This is a genomic window from Aeromonas sp. s3, assembly GCF_040907805.1.
Classification (GTDB): Bacteria; Pseudomonadota; Gammaproteobacteria; order Enterobacterales; family Aeromonadaceae; genus Aeromonas; species Aeromonas dhakensis.
In genome coordinates this window covers 595,976-613,354 of record NZ_JBFOCQ010000006.1, presented here as the reverse complement: position 1 = coordinate 613,354, position 17,379 = coordinate 595,976, and the positions used below count along the sequence as shown (strand labels likewise).

At 63.1% G+C, this 17,379-nt stretch carries 14 protein-coding genes; 8 read left to right on the top strand and 6 right to left on the bottom strand.

Translation table 11 applies throughout. From position 1 onward, the window contains the following. The first annotated feature begins 212 nt into the window (after positions 1-212). From AB5Y98_RS03400 to AB5Y98_RS03375, 6 genes are all read left to right on the top strand, one after another. Positions 213-1,367 carry an ElyC/SanA/YdcF family protein gene (locus AB5Y98_RS03400; protein ID WP_368231337.1) on the top strand — a complete coding sequence of 385 codons (1,155 nt, stop codon included), beginning with the start codon at positions 213-215 and terminating at the stop codon, positions 1,365-1,367. 368 nt (positions 1,368-1,735) lie between these two features. After that, complete coding sequence (tauA, locus tag AB5Y98_RS03395) at positions 1,736-2,710, top strand: taurine ABC transporter substrate-binding protein (protein ID WP_017780800.1); 975 nt, start codon at positions 1,736-1,738, stop codon at positions 2,708-2,710. A gap of 23 nt (positions 2,711-2,733) precedes the next feature. Further along, complete coding sequence (tauB, locus tag AB5Y98_RS03390; protein ID WP_017780801.1) at positions 2,734-3,501, top strand: taurine ABC transporter ATP-binding subunit; 768 nt, start codon at positions 2,734-2,736, stop codon at positions 3,499-3,501. Continuing rightward, a complete protein-coding gene (tauC, locus tag AB5Y98_RS03385) occupies positions 3,498-4,328 on the top strand; it encodes a taurine ABC transporter permease TauC (RefSeq protein ID WP_368231336.1) in 831 nt (276 codons plus the stop codon). The genes tauB and tauC overlap by 4 nt, the downstream gene beginning before the upstream one ends. Beyond that, complete coding sequence (gene tauD / locus AB5Y98_RS03380; RefSeq protein ID WP_017780803.1) at positions 4,325-5,179, top strand: taurine dioxygenase; 855 nt, start codon at positions 4,325-4,327, stop codon at positions 5,177-5,179. Before tauC ends, tauD begins: the two co-directional genes overlap by 4 nt. A gap of 232 nt (positions 5,180-5,411) precedes the next feature. Then, on the top strand, positions 5,412-7,091 hold the full coding sequence (locus AB5Y98_RS03375) for an alpha/beta hydrolase (RefSeq protein WP_368231335.1): 1,680 nt from the start codon (positions 5,412-5,414) through the stop codon (positions 7,089-7,091). Between the two features lie 98 nt (positions 7,092-7,189). Here the strand turns inward: AB5Y98_RS03375 and AB5Y98_RS03370 are convergent, their stop codons facing one another. From AB5Y98_RS03370 to cyoA, 6 genes are all read right to left on the bottom strand, one after another. Then, positions 7,190-8,551, bottom strand: coding sequence for an MFS transporter (locus tag AB5Y98_RS03370; protein ID WP_017780805.1), 1,362 nt, complete (start codon positions 8,549-8,551; stop codon positions 7,190-7,192). A 167-nt stretch (positions 8,552-8,718) separates the two neighbouring features. Then, positions 8,719-9,615: a heme o synthase gene (gene cyoE, locus AB5Y98_RS03365; RefSeq protein WP_095592355.1), complete on the bottom strand. Its 897-nt coding sequence runs from the start codon at positions 9,613-9,615 to the stop codon at positions 8,719-8,721. Between the two features lie 11 nt (positions 9,616-9,626). Further along, entirely contained in the window at positions 9,627-9,956 is a 330-nt protein-coding gene (locus AB5Y98_RS03360) for a cytochrome o ubiquinol oxidase subunit IV (protein ID WP_005302933.1), read from the bottom strand. Then, on the bottom strand, positions 9,956-10,567 hold the full coding sequence (locus AB5Y98_RS03355; protein WP_005302934.1) for a cytochrome o ubiquinol oxidase subunit III: 612 nt from the start codon (positions 10,565-10,567) through the stop codon (positions 9,956-9,958). The genes AB5Y98_RS03360 and AB5Y98_RS03355 overlap by 1 nt, the downstream gene beginning before the upstream one ends. A gap of 4 nt (positions 10,568-10,571) precedes the next feature. Beyond that, positions 10,572-12,548 carry a cytochrome o ubiquinol oxidase subunit I gene (cyoB, locus tag AB5Y98_RS03350; RefSeq protein WP_368231334.1) on the bottom strand — a complete coding sequence of 659 codons (1,977 nt, stop codon included), beginning with the start codon at positions 12,546-12,548 and terminating at the stop codon, positions 10,572-10,574. Further along, positions 12,548-13,618 (bottom strand): cytochrome o ubiquinol oxidase subunit II, encoded by a 1,071-nt coding sequence (gene cyoA, locus AB5Y98_RS03345; RefSeq protein WP_080630592.1) that lies wholly within the window; start codon positions 13,616-13,618, stop codon positions 12,548-12,550. The genes cyoB and cyoA overlap by 1 nt, the downstream gene beginning before the upstream one ends. Positions 13,619-14,225: 607 nt before the next feature. Between cyoA and AB5Y98_RS03340 the strand changes: the two genes are divergently transcribed. Both AB5Y98_RS03340 and AB5Y98_RS03335 read left to right on the top strand, forming a co-directional pair. Next, positions 14,226-16,151, top strand: a complete 1,926-nt coding sequence (locus AB5Y98_RS03340; protein WP_368231333.1) for an NAD(P)-binding protein — start codon at positions 14,226-14,228, stop codon at positions 16,149-16,151. Then, positions 16,148-17,341: a cytochrome c gene (locus tag AB5Y98_RS03335; RefSeq protein ID WP_368231332.1), complete on the top strand. Its 1,194-nt coding sequence runs from the start codon at positions 16,148-16,150 to the stop codon at positions 17,339-17,341. The genes AB5Y98_RS03340 and AB5Y98_RS03335 overlap by 4 nt, the downstream gene beginning before the upstream one ends. Positions 17,342-17,379 lie beyond the last annotated feature (38 nt).

Below are 17,379 nucleotides of genomic sequence, written 5' to 3'. Positions count from 1 at the left end.
TCAACTTTTTCACAGTCATGGCCCCTTTCGCCGAAAACGCGGCAGGATTGCGCCACAACTGAGCCACTTCACAGGAAAACCACACCTCGCTCCCCCCGAATAGGGCAAACACCACCCCCTTCCCCGGATAACCGAAGCGGTTCACGTTTTTTCACGCCACGACGCGGTACACTGACCAATCACCAAGTTTATGTTTTTATTGAAAAAGCCCCATGGTCCTGGAATGGCCTGGAGCCATCAACCTTCGGTGGAACGCCATCATGATGAAAAGAACCGCGATTGCCCTGACGCTGGCCGGCCTGCTGACATTGCCTGCCGTGCTCCCTTCCGAAGCCTGGGCTACCCCGGTACGCTCCCTGCAAAAGGAGCAGAATTACGACCAGTACATCAGCAAGCGCCAGGTGGTGGATCAGCTGCTGGCGGACGCCTGGCAGATCTTCAAATCACCCGCCCGCATCTCCACCGCCGGCTTCACCGCCAAGATGCCCAGCAACATGGAGCAGGTCACCGAGCTGCTGCTGCAGGCCTACCAGCTCGAGCCCTATCGCACCGACCTGCTCATCTCGGCGGCCAACGCCCAGATCTACAATGGCAACGTGGACAAGGCCATCGGCCTGTTCGAGCAGGCCCTCAGCACGGCGCCCGATGACATCGACCTGCTGAGCTACCTCGCCACCTGGCTGACCTTCAAGCACAACGAGACCGCCGCCAAGGGGTATCAGAGCAAGCTGGCGACCCTCAATCCCGGCCGGGCCGCCGATCTGCAGCGCATCTTCGACACGGTCGAGCGCGTTGTCGCCACCCCGCTCAAGGAGCAGGGTGAGCGCTCACCCAAGCCGGGCAACCGGGCCATCGTCACCCTGGGTTATGCCCTCAATCCCGACGGCTCCATGCACGACATCCTGCTGGGCCGGCTGGAAACCACCCGGGCGCTGGCCAAGGCCAACCCGGCGGCCCTCATCATCCTGACCGGCGGGGTGTCCCAGAACCGCCAGACCGAGGGCAAGCTGATGGCCGACTGGCTGGTGAAAAAGGGGATCGATCGCTCGCGCATCATCGAGGAGAACTACGCCACCAGCACGGTGGAGAACGCCCTCTACAGCGGCTATGCCCTCGCCCGCCATCAGATCGAGTACGCCACCCTGGTGAGCTCCGCCAGCCATGTGCGCCGGGGCCAGACATTGCTTGAGATCGCCTGCTGGCAGAGCGGGCCGGCCGGGATCCGGATAGACAGCGTCAGCTACCCCGACAAGCCACTCTCCGAGCTTGCCAAGGTGAGCGACAGCGAGCTGCTCGGCATCTACCGCGATGCCCTGCGCACCTACGGGCTCTGGAGCTACCGCTCCGCCCCCCTGCTGGAGCGTTGAGTCCGGGCGGGCCGTGCTCACCCGGCCCGTTGCCAGCGCGCGTCTTGCCTCAGCGGCATCCCCTGCCCCATACCAACCCGCCCAACCGGCGGGTTTTATTTTATCTGCCCAACAAGCCGGTTCGATATTCAATAAATGGGCAAGCATTGCCATATCCGTATAGGTTTGCCGATATTTAAAGCCGTTTTTTCGGCACCTATTGCCAACCTTCAAATATCGACTTGCCATATTGAGATATATGAATAAACGGATTGGGTTGCCGTTCTTTTTCTAAGAACCATATCTCATCAGCCATATATTTTCGGTCTTTCCTCAGCGCCCCGATAAATGGGAAAACTGCCGCTTCATTCCCCCGATGGAGCAATATCATGACAGGAAAAGGACATTCCCTCTGGCTGGCGGCGCTCGCCCTGCTCAGCCTGCAAGCCAGGGCCGTGGACGTCACTGTGGCCTACCAGACCTCGGCCGAACCGGCCAAGGTGGCCCAGGCCGACGACACCTTTGCCCGCACCAGCGGCGCCACGGTGAAGTGGCTCAAGTTCGACAGCGGCGCCAGCGTGGTGCGGGCGCTCGCCTCCGGCGACGTGCAGATCGGCAACATAGGCTCCAGCCCGCTGGCGGTGGCCGTCAACCAGCAGGTGCCCATCGAGGTGTTTCTGCTCGCCTCCAAGCTCGGCAACTCGGAAGCGCTGGTGGTCAAGCCCGGGCTCACCTCCCCCGCAGCCCTGGCCGGCAAGCGCATCGCCGTGCCCTTTACCTCCACCACCCACTACAGCCTGCTGGCCGCGCTGCGGCACTGGGGAGTGGATCCGGCCAGCCTGCAGATCGTCAACCTGCAGCCACCGGCCATCATCGCCGCCTGGCAGCGGGGTGACATCGATGGCGCCTATGTCTGGGCGCCGGCCCTCAACGAGCTGACCAAGGGCGGCAAGGTACTGACCGACTCGGCCCAGGTGGGCGAGTGGGGCGCCCCCACCCTGGATGTCTGGGTGGTGCGCAAGGCGTTCGCCAAGGCCCATCCCGAACTGGTGCAGGCCTTCGTCGACAGCACCCTGGCGGCCCAGCGCGACTACCTGGCCAACCCCGACGGCTGGCTCGCCAAGCCGGACAACCTCGCCAAGCTGGCCAGCCTGAGCGGCATACCCGAGGCGGACGTGCCCGCGCTGGTCAGGGGCAACAGCTACCTGAGCGCCAGCCAGCAGGGTGCCGAGCTGGGGGAGCTGGTGAACCAGACCCTGGTGGACACCAGCCGCTTTCTCAAGGAGCAAGGCAAGGTGCAGAGCGCCGGCAGCGATTATCGCGCCTACGTGACCGACCGCTTCGTCAAGGCTCACGCCCGCTGACCCCGCAAAACAAGGAGGCATGCATGCTGCAGCTCACCCACCTTTGCGCCGATTACGCCGGGCGCAGAGTCCTCGACAACATCAACCTGACCCTGGATGCGGGCGAGCTGATGGTGGTGCTCGGCCCCTCCGGCTGCGGCAAGACCACCTTGCTCAACCTCATCGCCGGTTTTCAGCCCGCCCAGCAGGGCACCATCAGCCTGCAGGGGCGGCCGGTGCGCGGCCCCGGCGCCGAGCGGGGGGTGGTCTTTCAGCACGAGGGGCTGCTGCCCTGGCGCAACGTGCTGGACAACGTCGCCTTCGGCCTGCAGCTGGCCGGCGTGCCGCGCCGCGAACGCGAAGCCAGCGCGCTGGCCATGCTGCGCAAGGTGGGGCTGGAGGAGGCCCAGGCCAAACCGGTCTGGCAGCTCTCCGGCGGCCAACGCCAGCGGGTCGGCATAGCCCGGGCGCTGGCCACCCAGCCGCAACTGCTGCTGCTCGACGAACCCTTCGGCGCCCTCGACGCCTTTACCCGCGAGCAGATGCAGACCCTGCTGCTGCGCCTGTGGCACGAGCAGCGCCGGCAGGTACTGCTCATCACCCACGATATCGAGGAGGCAGTGTTCATGGCCACCGAGCTGGTGCTGCTCTCCCCGGCGCCGGGGCGAGTCATGGAGCGGCTCACCCTGGACTTCGGCAGCCGCTTCGCCGCCGGCGAGCCCTGCCGCAGCATCAAGTCGGATCCCGCCTTCATCGCGCAGCGCGAGTACGTGCTGGAGCGGGTCTTTGCCGAGCGGGAGGTGTTTGCATGAGCCTCACCCTCTCCCGTCCGCTCGACCCTGCCCGCCGGATACGCCTGCGCTGGCCGCTGCCGCGCCGGCTTGGGATAAGTCTGCTGACTCTGGGTGCCCTGCTGGTGCTCTGGTGGCTGGTGGCCAGGCTCGAGCTGATAAGCCCGCTGTTTCTGCCGCCACCCGCCCAGGTACTGCAGCAACTGGTCACCCTCGCCGGGCCGCAGGGCTTCATGGACGCCACCCTCTGGCAGCACCTCGCCGCCAGTTTGCAGCGCATCCTCATCGCCCTCGCGGCCGCCACCCTGTGCGGTGTGACGGTGGGTCTCGCCATGGGGCTCAGCCCCACCCTGCGCGGCATGCTTGACCCGCTGATCGAGCTCTACCGGCCGGTGCCGCCCCTTGCCTACCTGCCGCTGATGGTGATCTGGTTTGGCATCGGCGAAACATCGAAAGTGCTGCTCATCTATCTGGCCATCTTCGCGCCGGTCGCCATGGCCACTCTGGCGGGGGTGCAGGGCGCCAGGCAGGTGCGGCTGCGGGCCGCCCGGGCGCTCGGCGCCAACCGCTGGCAGGTGCTCTGGTACGTCATCGTGCCCGGCGCCCTGCCGGACATGCTCACCGGGCTGCGCATAGGGCTCGGGGTCGGCTGGTCCACCCTGGTGGCGGCCGAGCTCATCGCCGCCACCCGCGGCGTGGGCTTCATGGTGCAAGCCGCCGGCGAGTTTCTTGCCACCGACGTGGTGCTGGCGGGCATTCTGGTGATCGCCCTGATCGCCTTCACTCTGGAACTTGGTTTACGTGCGCTGCAGCGTCGCCTGACGCCGTGGCATGGAGAAGGACTATGAGCAATTCCCTGCATATCACCCCCCTTGGCCCCCACATCGGCGCCGAGATCAGCGGCCTCAGCCTGGCCGGGCCGCTCGATGAGGGCCAGTTCGCGCAGTTGCAGCAGGCCCTGCTGACCCATCAGGTGCTGTTCTTTCGGGATCAGCCCATCAACCCCCGCCAGCAGCGGGCGCTGGCCAACCGCTTCGGCGATCTGCACATTCACCCTGTCTATCCCCACGCGCCGGAGGCCGAGGAGATCATCGTGCTCGACACCCACGACGACAACCCGCCGGACAACGACAACTGGCACACCGACGTCACCTTCATCGAGACGCCGCCGGCGCTGGCCATTCTGGCCGCCAAGCAGCTGCCGCCGGTGGGGGGCGATACCCTGTGGGCCAGCGGCATCGCCGCCTTCGAGGGGCTCTCCCCCCGCCTGCAGCAGTTGCTGGCAGGACTGGAGGCCGAACACGACTTCACCAAGTCGTTCCCGGCCCATCGACACAGCGCCAGCCCGGCCGAGTACCAGCGCTGGCAGGAGGCGGTGGCCCGTCACCCGCCGCTGCGCCACCCTGTGGTTCGCACCCACCCCTTGAGTGGCCGCCAGGCGCTGTTCGTCAATGAAGGCTTCACCACCCGCCTGCCCGAGTTGCCGGCGCAAGAGAGCGAGGCACTGCTCGCCTTCCTGTTTCGCCATGTCACCAAGCCCGAGTATCAGGTGCGCTGGCGCTGGCGGGAGCACGACATCGCCATCTGGGACAACCGGGTCACCCAGCATTACGCCAACGCCGACTATCTGCCGGCCCGGCGAGTGATGCACAGGGCCACCGTGCTGGGGGACAAGCCGTTCTGGCGCGCGCCCGCGTAACGCCAACATCTGCCCAGCACCGACCGGTTGCGTCGCCGTTATTGATCCCGCATAAAATAACAGTGCACATTACCGGTCATTATTTTCAAATAGATCAATGAGGCCGCCAAATATCACCAGAAATATGTAAATCGACACACCTTGCAATATTTCCATACAACTTCCGGCTGCCATCCGGTCGGCCCCTCCCCGTACTATTTCTGGGTTCAGGCTAGATGAATGGAAATAGACAATGAAATACACGCTGCTCATGACCCTGCTGGCACCGGCATTGCTGGCAGGCTGCAATCTGGAAAAGAAAGAGGAGCCCTTCCAGGCCCGCCATATTCGCGCCGGCTATGACGCCGGCCAGGTTTGCCAACAGCTGCGCCAGGGCTGGCAGGAGGACGGCATCGCCATTCCCGCCAGTCAGGTCAGTTGCCACTATCTGACGGTGCCGCTCGATTACGACAAGGAGTGGGTCCAGATCAAGGAGAGCAAGTGGGAGAAAAGCTCCACCTCGCGCTCCAGCAGTGGCTTTTTCTCCGGCGACAGCAGCCGTTTCTCCTCCTGGTCGAACCAGCCCAGCCGCACCCAGATCAAGCAGGAGACCCGCACGGTCAAGGGCGACACCCTGGATATCTTCTATCTGCACTATCGCGCCAGCGGCGACTATCGCGGCACCCTGTTCTACAACCCGGGCGGCCCCACTTCGGCCACCCCGGATCTCGGCCTTTTGCTCGACCTGCTGCGCAGCGCCAACCCCGCCATCCTTGAGCACTACGACATCGTCACCCTGGATCCCCGCGGGGCTGGTTACAGCGCCCTCGGCCACGAGCTGCGCAGCTGCCTGCTGACCGACAAGCAGGGGGTGCGGCCAGACATGACCCCGGCGCAGCTCGCCCAGCTCTTTGCCAGCCGGGACAAGGGCGCTCTGCCGGCACTCGAGAGCGGGGCGGATCAGGGCAAGGCCTTCGGCACCACCCTGCGCGAGCGCTGCGACGAGCCGTTGCGGCTGCATGCGCCGCACCTGGGCTCGCGGGCCGTGGTCGAGGACATGGAGCGCCTGCGCCAGCACCTGGGGCGCGAGCGGATCACCCCCATCACCTTCTCCTACGGCACTCGTCTGGCCGCCCTCTATGCCGCCCGCTATCCGAGCCACGTGGCCAATCTGGTGGTCGACTCGCCGATGTCTCCCGCCGAGAGCCGCTACCCGGCCATCTTTCGCCGCGATGCCGAGAATGCCAACCGCATCCTGGCCTGGCGCTTCGGGGATCAGGCGCTGCAGCGCAGCATGGCGGTGACCCGCCAGGTGCGCGACAACGGCCGCTATGTGGACAATCAGGGCAATGTGCTCGACCGCGCCAACTGGGTGGCGGTGCTGGGCGATGCCATCAGCGGCAGCCAGCGCGACGATCAGCTCGCTTTCTGGCTGCGGGACGACGCCGGCCCCCTGCTGGCCCGCCTCGCCGGGCAGGACGATGACAACCCCTATCAGGAACTGCAGGAGATGCCCTTCTTCAGCGCCATCCACTGCACCGACAACAGCGAACCCTATGGTTGGCAGGGGCTGGATCCGGAAGATGCCGCCTTCCAGGGGGCCGGCGCCCTGCTGCTGGCCAAAAGCTTCAACACTTGCGCCGACTGGCCTTATCCGCGCCAGCCCATCACCAGCTACGGCGCCGGCGAGATAAAGCTGCCGGATGATGCCAGGGCCCTGGTGCTCGGCGCCGAGTACGACCCCAATACCCCCTTCGCCGGTGCCCGCCAGATGCAGGCCGCCTTTGGCAGCGCCGCCCGCCTGGTGCAGGTAGAGCAGAGCAATCAGCATGGCCAGCTCAGCAGCTCCCGCTGCGCCCGGGCGGCTCTCAGCACCCTGCTGTTGGGGGATGCCGCGAGCCTGCCCGCCGAGCAGCGCTGCCTGGCCGACTGAGCCCAGCCCTACCAAGCACAGCTGGGCACAATCCAGCTGAATGGAGCCCAATAAAAAGCCCGCCGGATTGGCGGGCTTTTTCATGCTGGTCGGTGTCCTCAGGCGGCGACCAGCGACTCCAGATCGCGCCGGCTCAGGCGCTTGCTGTCCACCTTCACATAGACGGAGCGCTCGGAAGCGGCCAGCAGCACGTCGCTCACCCCCTCGCAGGCGCGGATCTTCTGCTCCAGCGCAGTGTCGGCCTCCACCCCTTCCGGCAGCACGATGCGCAGGCTGCTCACATAGGGGGGCTCGGCCATGGTGAGGCTGACCCCGAGCCAGACGAGGGCCAGCGCGGCGCAGCCGCCAAACACCAGGGCACCGCCGCCCAGGCTGTAGAGCAGGCCACCGAGGCTGCCGCCGATGGCCACCCCGATGAACTGGCTGGTGGAGTAGATCCCCATGGCGGTGCCCTTGTAGCCGGGGGGCGACTCCTTGCTGATGAGGGATGGCAACAGCGCTTCCATCACGTTGAAACCGATGAAGAAGATCTGCAGGCCGGCGAGCAGGCCCCACAGCTGCAGGCCGCTTTGCCAGAGCACCAGCTCGGCGACGAGCATCACCAGCACGCAGATCTGGAACACCCGCTTCATCTTTCTGCGCTTCTCGGCATAGATGATGAACGGCACCACGCTGACGAAGGCGATCAGCATGGTGACCAGATAAGCCTGCCACTGGCTGTCGCGGGGCAAACCGGCGCGCTCCAGCAGCGGCGGCAGCGCCACGAAGCTCGACATCAGCAGGGTGTGCACGCAGAGGATGCCGAAGTTGAGCTTGAGCAGGCGCGGGTTGGTCAACACGGTGCGCATCCCACCCTTCACCATGCCGGACTCGCGATTGAGCAGGTGACCGCTCGGGGTCGGCACCAGCCAGAGGGTGACGGCAATGCCCGCCAGCGCCAGCAGGGCGATCAACCAGAAGAGACCACTGAGCCCCAGCGCATGGGTGATGAGGGGGCCGGTCACCATGGCGATGGCGAAGGTGATGCCAAAGCTCACCCCGATGAAGGCCATCGCCTTGGTGCGGTTCTGCTCGCGGGTGAGATCCGACAAGAGCGCCATCACGGCAGCCGAGATGGCGCCGCTGCCCTGCAGGGCGCGGCCGAGGATCACGCCCCAGATGGAGTGGGTCAGCGCCGCGATCACGCTGCCGAGAGCAAACATCAGCAGACCGCCGACGATGAGGGGCTTGCGGCCCACCTTGTCGGAGAGCAAACCGAACGGGATCTGGAACAGCGCCTGGGTCATGCCGTAGATGCCGATGGCCAGGCCGATGAGCGCCTCGGAGGCGCCCGCGAGAGACATGCCGTAGGTGGTCAGCACCGGCAGCACCATAAACATGCCGAGCATGCGCAACGAGAAGACGGAGCCGAGCGCCCAGGTGGCACGGCGCTCGCCCCTCGTCATGGTGAAATCATTCATGATGGCCTCGATAGGTCAGGAAAAAGGAAGACTCAAGGGGTGGCCGACACTGGGCTTGCCACACCCGACACAAGGGAAAAGTGCCCGACGGGGCGGCCCCATAATAACAGAGCCGGGAAGGTTCCCGGCTCTGGATTTCATGCATTTTAGGGGGGCAAGTCACACTATCAGGGCAGCATGCTCACCAGTACCGCAGGCTCGGCCTCCGGCTGGAAGTCCACCGACATCATCACGCTCAGGCAGGTAATGGTGACGATGGAGAACATGAACAGCTTGCGCGCCCAGAGGGAGTCATCCACCGCCGCCTTGTAGCCAGACAGCGCCATCCCCAGCCACCAGACGCTGACCGCGGTGGCCACCACCAGATACTTGTAGCCGGCGTAACCACCGAGGAACAGCATCAGGGTCGGCACCATGAAGGCCAGGATGTAGAGGGTGATGTGGAGCTTGGCCACCGGGATCCCCTTCACCACCGGCAGTACCGGGATGTTGGCCGCCTGGTAATCCTTGAAGCGGAAGATGGCGATCGCATAGGAGTGCGGCATCTGCCACAGGCTGAAGATCGCCAGCAGGATCAAGGCGCCCGAGTCGAACTGACCGCTCACCGCGCAGTAGCCGATGACTGGCGGCGCGGCGCCGGAGAGGCTGCCGACCAGGGTGCCGTAGACCGAGTGACGCTTCATGTAGAGGCTGTAGACCCCCACATAGACAATGAAGCCCAGCACCGCCAGCAAGGCGGCCAACGGATTGGCCGCAAAGTAGAGCAGTGCAATGCCCGCAATGCCGAGGGCGCTCGCGTACCAGAGCGATACGCCGGGGGCGATCAGACCCTTCACCAGAGCACGGTTCTTGGTGCGCTCCATGATGCAGTCGATGTCCCGGTCGATGTAGTTGTTGAACACGCAACCGGAGGCGACCACCAGTGATACACCAGCCATGGTCAGGATGAAGAGGGGCACATCCAGGCTCCCCTTGGAGGCCAGCAGGAACCCTCCGATAACCGAGATGAGGTTACCGAAGATGATGCCCGGCTTGGTCACTTGCAGGTATTGCTTCATCATCATTGCCAACCTGCTCAGTGAACCATCATGTTGATGTTGAGGTTGTACATGATCCACAGGGAACCCACGACCACGATGGCGATGATGAGCACGGTAAAGATCAGTGCCACCAGATTCCAGCGCTCCTCGGACGAGGTGTTCATGTGCAGGAAGTAGACCAAGTGCACGAAGATCTGCACCACCGCCATGCCGACCACGGTGGCCAGCACGGTGGTGTGGGAGGCAGAACCGTCCATCACCATCCAGAACGGCACTGCGGTCAGGATCAGGGACAGCACGAAGCCAATCAGGTAGCTCTTGGCGCTGCCGTGGCTGGCGCCGTGATTGTCAACGGAATGACTCATTACATGACCCCCATCAGATAGACCACGGTGAAGACGCAGATCCACACCACGTCGAGGAAGTGCCAGAACAGGCTCAGGCACATCAGACGGGTACGGTTGCGATCGGTCAGCCCCTTCTTGGCTACCAGCACCATCATCACGATGATCCAGACAAGACCGCTGGTCACGTGGATACCGTGGGTACCCACCAGGGTGAAGAAGGCGGAGAGGAAGCCACTGCGATCCGGACCGTAGCCCTCGGCAATCAGGTGATGGAACTCGTAGATCTCCATCGCGATAAAGCCGGCACCGAACAGGAAGGTGATGAACAGCCAGGTATTGACCGCCGCCACCTTATTCTTGTTCATGGCCAGCATGCCAAAGCCAAAGGTGATGGAGCTCAGCAGCAGCAGCATGGTTTCGGCAAACACGAACGGCAGTTCGAAGATGTCCTTGCCGCTCGGGCCGCCGGCGGTGCCGTTGACCAGGACCGCATAGGTCGCGAACAGGGTCGCGAACAGGATGCAGTCACTCATCAGGTAGATCCAGAAGCCGAATACCTTGTTGGCGCCGGCATCATGGTGCCCATCCTCATGGGCACCGTGAGTGTGATGTAGAACGTCAGTCGCCATGGAATTAAGCCACCTTGTTGAGATTTTCAAAATGCTGACGCTCGATCCGCTCGATCTCGTCAACCTGCACGTAGTAGTCCACGTCGTCATTGAAGCTGTGGATGATCCAGGTGGCGATCATGCCGACGAAGCCGGCGATGGCCATCCACCAGATGTGCCAGATCATGGCAAAGCCGAACAGGGTGCTGAAGGCGGCGATGATGACGCCGGCTCCGGAGTTTTTCGGCATGTGGATCGGGTCATAGTGCTTGGGCTGCTGATAGGCAGAACCGTCCTGCTTGGCTTCCCAGAACGCATCCAGCCCTTTGATCTTCGGCTCGATGGCGAAGTTGTAGAAGGGGGGCGGCGAGGAAGTGGACCACTCCAGGGTACGGCCACCCCAGGGATCGCCGGTCAGGTCGCGGTTCTTCTCGCGGTCGCGGATGCTGACCACGATCTGGATCACCTGGCACAGTACACCCAGCGCAATCAGACCGGCGCCGCAGGCAGCCACCACCAGCCAGCCGTGGAACTCGGGATCGATGTTCTGGCTGACACGACGGGTCATGCCCATGAAGCCCAGCACGTAGAGCGGCATGAAGGCCACGAAGAAGCCGGTGATCCAGCACCAGAAGGCACGCTTGCCCCAGACGTCATCCAGCTTGAAGCCGAACGCTTTCGGGAACCAGTAGGTGATACCGGCGAAGCAGCCGAACACCACGCCGCCGATGATGACGTTGTGGAAGTGGGCGATCAGGAACAGGCTGTTGTGCAGCACGAAGTTGGCGGCCGGCACGGAGAGCAGTACCCCGGTCATGCCACCCACGGTAAAGGTGATGATGAAGCCGACGGTCCACAGCATGGGTGAGGTGAACTCGATGCGACCGCGGTACATGGTGAACAGCCAGTTGAAGATCTTCACCCCGGTCGGGATGGAGATGATCATGGTGGTGATGCCGAAGAAGGCATTCACGTTGGCGCCGGATCCCATGGTGAAGAAGTGGTGCAGCCAGACGATGAAGGAGAGCACGGTAATGGCGATGGTCGCCCACACCAGCGAGGTGTAACCGAACAGCTTCTTCTTGCAGAAGGTCGCCACCACTTCGGAGAAGATCCCGAACACCGGCAGTACCAGGATGTACACCTCGGGGTGACCCCAGGCCCAGATCAGGTTGATGTACATCATCATGTTGCCACCCATATCATTGGTAAAGAAATGGGTACCCAGGTAGCGGTCTGCGGTTAGCAGGGCGATGGTGACGGTCAGGATCGGGAAGGAGGCGATGATCAGCACGTTGGCGCACAGGGCGGTCCAGGTGAACACCGGCAGGCGCATCATGGTCATGCCAGGGGCGCGCATCTTGATGATGGTGGCGAAGAAGTTCACGCCGGTCAGCAGGGTCCCCAGACCCGAGATCTGCAGACTCCAGATCCAGTAGTCGACCCCGACCCCCGGACTGAACTCCAGCCCCGACAAGGGCGGATAGGCCAGCCAGCCGGTCTGGGCGAATTCACCGACCCCGAGGGAGACGTTGATCAGCACCACGGCCGCGGCAGTGAACCAGAAGCTCAGGTTGTTCAGGAAGGGGAAGGCGACGTCACGGGCACCGATCTGCATCGGCACCACGATGTTCATCAGACCGATCACCAGCGGCATGGCCACGAAGAAGATCATGATGACGCCGTGGGCGGTGAAGATCTGGTCGTAGTGGTGCGGTGGCAGTATGCCCTCGCCCCCGGCCGAGGCCATGACCTGCTGGGTACGCATCATCACAGCATCGGCAAAGCCGCGCAGCAGCATGACCATGCCGAGGATGAGATACATGATACCGAGGCGTTTGTGGTCGACCGAGGTCAGCCACTCTTTCCACAGATATTGCCACTTGCCGAAATAGGTGATGAGACCGGCGATACCCAGCCCACCCAGAATGATGCCGGCGATCGTGACCATGATGATGGGTTCATGGTACGGAATGGCATCGAGTGTTAATTTTCCAAACATCAGTTAGTACCCGCTTTCACAGTCTTGTCGGCCGGCATGTGACCGGCGTGGTCCATCTGCTCGCCCTGGGCCTCATGGTGCATGGCGTCGCCGTGCTCCATGCCTTCATGGCTCATGGAGGCGTCATGCTCCATGCCTTCGTGGCTCATGGAGGCATCATGCGGCATCGCAGCCGATGCTTCGCCGTGTTGCATGGCAGCGTGCTCGCCGTGCTTCATGTCGCCCATGAACTTGTTGATGATGTTGACGAACAGCTTGGGATCGGCGCTGGCGAAGTACTCCACCGGGTGGTTTTCGCTCTTCTTGGCCAGGGTATTGAACTCATCCATGGTGTTGAGCGCCTTGGAAGAGGCTTTCACCTTGGCGACCCAGGCGTCGAAACCGGCCTGATCCTGGGTGGCGATGGCGTTGAACTTCATGCCGGAGAAACCGGCGCCGCTGTAGCCACCCGAGATGCCCTTGTACTGGCCTGCCTCGTTGGCAATCAGGTGCAGCTTGGTCTGCATGCCCGCCATGGCGTAGATCTGGCCGCCCAGCTGGGGAATGAAGAAGGAGTTCATCACGGTGTCGGAGGTCACCCGGAAATTGACCGGGGTGTTGACCGGGAATGCCAGCTCGTTGACCGAGGCGATGCCCAGCTCCGGATAGACAAACAACCATTTCCAGTCAAGGGAGATGACATCGACCTGGATCGGTTTCACCTCGGATTCCAACGGTTTGTAGGGATCCAGAGAGTGGGACGTTTTCCAGGTAATCACCGCCAGGATGGCGATAATGATGACGGGTACGGTCCAGACGACCGCTTCAATCTTGTTGGAGTGGGCCCAGTCAGGCGCATAGGTGGCATTGGTGTTGGACGCTCGGTATTTGTAAGCGAACGCCACTGCCATCACGATCACGGGCACCACCACGATCAGCATCAAGCCGAGTGCGGTCAATATCAGTGACTTCTGCTCCAGACCAACTTGCCCCTTGGGGCTCATCAGCGCCATGTCGCAGCCGCTCAGCAAGCCGGCAGTCGCGAGCAACAGCAAAGCGCCCAAGCCCCTCTTTACATCAAAAGGTCTCATGCAATGTCCTCATCTTCGCAAGGCTAAAGTGGTAAGAAAAACGCAGCATTCTATTTCACCGGGGGGGGATGTGAACAACATGAAAAATTAATCTTTCACTTGTGTGCTGTTTGCGATTTCTGTATGTCGCATGTTAATGGCTTGACGCCGCTGAATTTATCCATGTCGGGCCGTTCTCAATTAATCAGCGGCTGGCTCAATTTCACCCAATCGGCGTTGATTAAATCACCACTTCGTCGTTTAACCTTTTATTTCACAAGGATAAAGGGTGTCATTTGGTGGCCTTGCGGTGAAAATTCAGGCGATAATCAGGCCCTGTTTGTCGACCATGGCCGAATAAAGGTGAGACTCGAAATTAACCATAATTAATCAAATTAAATTTCAATTAATTCCTTGGTGTTGATGTGGCTTTGCCTCACAAACATGCATATTTCATCCATCTCACCGCCATGGCCATCACATGATCCCCCATTTTGTTTAATAAGTTATTATCAAAGCCATGGACTCCATCGGGATATAGCGGTAGGTTGCGCCCCTTCGTTACTCGTCAGTCACGAATTCAACCCTATCCCACTTCTCATTCGACTCTTCATTTACAGGGATTGCCATGAGCATCACACGCAGAGACTTTCTCAACGGCGTCGCCATTGCCATTGCGGCAGGCGTCGCCCCCATCCAGCTGCTGCAGGCCGCCGAAGGCGGCAAGGCGCTGGCCGAGAAGACGCTGGTCTATCCGCCCGCTCTCACCGGCCTGCGCGGCAACCATCCGGGCTCCTTCGAGCCGGCTCACAGCATCGCCCGCGACGGCAAACAGTATGACTTCGCCCACCTCCCGTTGGAGGGCGAGTACGATCTGGTGATCGTCGGCGCCGGCATCAGCGGCCTCTCCGCCGCCTGCTTCTATCAGCAACTGCTCGGGAAGGACAAAAAGATCCTGCTGCTCGACAACCACGACGACTTCGGTGGCCACGCCAAGCGCAACGAGTTCACCACCCCGGATGGCCTGCGGTTGGGCTACGGCGGCAGCGAATCCCTGCAATCGCCGCGCTCCGTCTACAGCCCGGTGGCGCTGGGGCTGCTCAAGGCGCTCGAGGTCAACATCGACGAGCTGGCCAAAGGCTTCCAGCAGACCTTCTACCCGGATCTGGGCCTGAGCCGCGGCGTCTTCTTTGACGAGAAGCACTTCGGGGTCAACAAGATAGTGAGCGGCGACCCGGGCCACAGCGTGGCCGACGACATCCCGCGCGATCGCCTGAACGGCCGGCCGCTGGCCGAGTTCATCGGCGACTTCCCGTTCGACGACACCGACAAGGCCGCCCTGCTGGCGCTGCACGAAGAGAAGACCGACTACCTGCACGGCATGACCCGCGAGCAGAAAGACGCCTGGATGGAGAGCAACAGCTACACCACCTTCCTGCGCGACAAGGTGGGGCTGAGCGAGCGGGCCATCGCCTTCTTCCAGCAGCGCACCGACGACTTCCAGGCGGTCGGCATCGATGCCACCTCCTGCGCCGACGCGCGCCTGTGCGCCCTGCCGGGCTTTGCCGGCATGGATCTCACCCCGCTCGATGCAGAATCCCAGGCCGAGCTGGACGACCCTTACATCTTCCACTTCCCGGATGGCAACGCCGGCCTCACCCGCTTGATGGTGCGCAAGCTCATCCCGCAGGTGGCCCCGGGCCACACCATGCAGGACGTGGTACTGGCCAGGTTCGACTACAGCCAGCTCGACCGCCCCGAGCACAAGGTGCAGCTGCGCCTTGGCAGCACGGCGCTGCAGGCCAGAAACGTGCCGCTCAAGGACGGCAAACAGGGGGTGGACGTCACCTACATCAAGGAGGGCAAGCTGCACCGGGTGCAGGGCAGACAGTGCATCATGGCCGGCTACAACATGATGATCCCCTACCTGGTGCCCGAGATGCCGGCGCCCCAGAAGGAGGCGCTGCGCCAGAACGTCAAGGCGCCGCTGGTCTACACCAAGGTAGTGATCAGAAACTGGCAGCCGTTCGTCAAACTCGGCGTGCACGAGGTCTATGCCCCGGCCGCCCCCTACAGCCGGGTCAAGCTCGACTACCCGGTCGACCTCGGCGGCTACGAGCATCCCAAGAACCCGGATCAGCCCATGTGCCTGCACATGGTCTATGTGCCGACCCTGCCGGGCAGCGGCCTGTCGGCCCGCGAGCAGTCCCGCAAGGGGCGCGCCATGCTCCTCGGCATGCCGTTCGAGCAGCACGAGCAGATGATCCGCGAGCAGCTGCAGGCCATGCTGGGCGAGGCCGGCTTCAACCATGAGCAGGATATCCTCGCCATCACGGTCAACCGCTGGTCCCACGGCTACTCCTACATCGCCAACTCCCTGTTTGACGATGAAGAGCAGTCAGAACGCTTCATTGAGCAGGGCCGCCAGCCGGTGGGCAACATCACCATCGCCAACTCGGACGCGGGCTGGAGCCCCTATGCCCACGCAGCCATCGACGAGGCGTGGCGCGCCGTCAACGAGCTGGTCGCCCTGACCAAGGGAGGTGCCAAATGATCCGTTCCCTGACTGCCAGCGCCGTGCTGCTGGCCCTGCCCACCTTCGCCCTGCAAGCCGCCCCCGCCATGTCGGCGGGTGAATACGTGGCCAAGCTGGGGGACTGCGCCGCCTGCCACACCAGCGAGGCGAGCAAGCCACTCGCCGGCGGCAAGGGTTTCCCCACCCCTGTCGGCACCGTCTACGCCACCAACATCACCCCGGACAAGACCCACGGCATCGGCAACTACAGCCTGCCCGAGTTCATCAAGGTGATGCGCGAAGGGATCACCCGCAGCGGCGACCCACTCTACCCGGCCATGCCCTACACCGCCTACGCCAAGATGAGCGATGAGGATCTCACTGTCCTCTACCACTACCTGATGCAGGATGTGCAGCCGCAGGCCATTGCCAACAAGGCGAGCGACATCCCCTGGCCGCTCAACATGCGCTGGCCCCTCAGGGGCTGGAACTGGCTCTATCACGATGACGGCCGCTTCACCCCGGTCGCCGGCAAGAGTGAAGAGTGGAACCGCGGCGCCTATCTGGTGCAGGGGGCCGGCCACTGCGGCAGCTGCCACACCCCGCGCGGGATCGGCATGCAGGAAAAAGCCCTGACCGAGGCGGATCCCCTCTACCTGAGCGGCGCCACCCTGGATGGCTGGTATGCCCCCGACATTCGCGGCAGCCGCTACGACAAGCAAGCCCTCATCGATCTGCTGAAAACCGGCCGCAGCCAGCATCAGGCCGTCAGCGGCCCCATGGCGGAAGTGATCACTCACAGCAGCCAGTACTTCAGCGACGCGGATCTGGCCAGTATCGCCACCTACCTGACCGGGCTGGATGACGAGGCACCGGCCGCCAGGGGCAACCGGGCCTACGCCAGTGCCGGCGGCAAGGCGGATTACGCCATGTACTGCTCCACCTGCCACGGCAACGACGGGCGCGGCAACGACCACGTCATCCCCTCCCTGGTCGGCAACCAGACCGTGCTGGCCGAGGACCCGAGCAGCCTGCTCAATGTACTGCTGCACGGCGCCGAGACCCCGGTCACCCAGGGCAATATCGGCTACCACATGCCGGGCTACGGCTGGACCCTCAACGATCAGCAGATCGCCGAGCTGGTCAACACCTTGCGCGCCTCCTGGGGCAATGAAGGGGCGGCCATCAAGCCGGAGACGGTCAAGGCCCAGCGCGCCCTGCACCAATAACTCGCGCCGACCATAACGAAATGGGCCTCCAGTGGAGG

Coding starts and splice junctions, on each gene's coding strand:
- AB5Y98_RS03370 (WP_017780805.1), bottom strand. CDS start 8,551: ATGAATGATTTCACCATGACGAGGGGCGAGCGCCGTGCCACCTGGGCG.
- tauA (WP_017780800.1), top strand. CDS start 1,736: ATGACAGGAAAAGGACATTCCCTCTGGCTGGCGGCGCTCGCCCTGCTC.
- AB5Y98_RS03355 (WP_005302934.1), bottom strand. CDS start 10,567: ATGGCGACTGACGTTCTACATCACACTCACGGTGCCCATGAGGATGGG.
- cyoA (WP_080630592.1), bottom strand. CDS start 13,618: ATGAGACCTTTTGATGTAAAGAGGGGCTTGGGCGCTTTGCTGTTGCTC.
- tauB (WP_017780801.1), top strand. CDS start 2,734: ATGCTGCAGCTCACCCACCTTTGCGCCGATTACGCCGGGCGCAGAGTC.
- cyoB (WP_368231334.1), bottom strand. CDS start 12,548: ATGTTTGGAAAATTAACACTCGATGCCATTCCGTACCATGAACCCATC.
- tauC (WP_368231336.1), top strand. CDS start 3,498: ATGAGCCTCACCCTCTCCCGTCCGCTCGACCCTGCCCGCCGGATACGC.
- tauD (WP_017780803.1), top strand. CDS start 4,325: ATGAGCAATTCCCTGCATATCACCCCCCTTGGCCCCCACATCGGCGCC.
- AB5Y98_RS03360 (WP_005302933.1), bottom strand. CDS start 9,956: ATGAGTCATTCCGTTGACAATCACGGCGCCAGCCACGGCAGCGCCAAG.
- AB5Y98_RS03340 (WP_368231333.1), top strand. CDS start 14,226: ATGAGCATCACACGCAGAGACTTTCTCAACGGCGTCGCCATTGCCATT.
- cyoE (WP_095592355.1), bottom strand. CDS start 9,615: ATGATGATGAAGCAATACCTGCAAGTGACCAAGCCGGGCATCATCTTC.
- AB5Y98_RS03375 (WP_368231335.1), top strand. CDS start 5,412: ATGAAATACACGCTGCTCATGACCCTGCTGGCACCGGCATTGCTGGCA.
- AB5Y98_RS03335 (WP_368231332.1), top strand. CDS start 16,148: ATGATCCGTTCCCTGACTGCCAGCGCCGTGCTGCTGGCCCTGCCCACC.
- AB5Y98_RS03400 (WP_368231337.1), top strand. CDS start 213: ATGGTCCTGGAATGGCCTGGAGCCATCAACCTTCGGTGGAACGCCATC.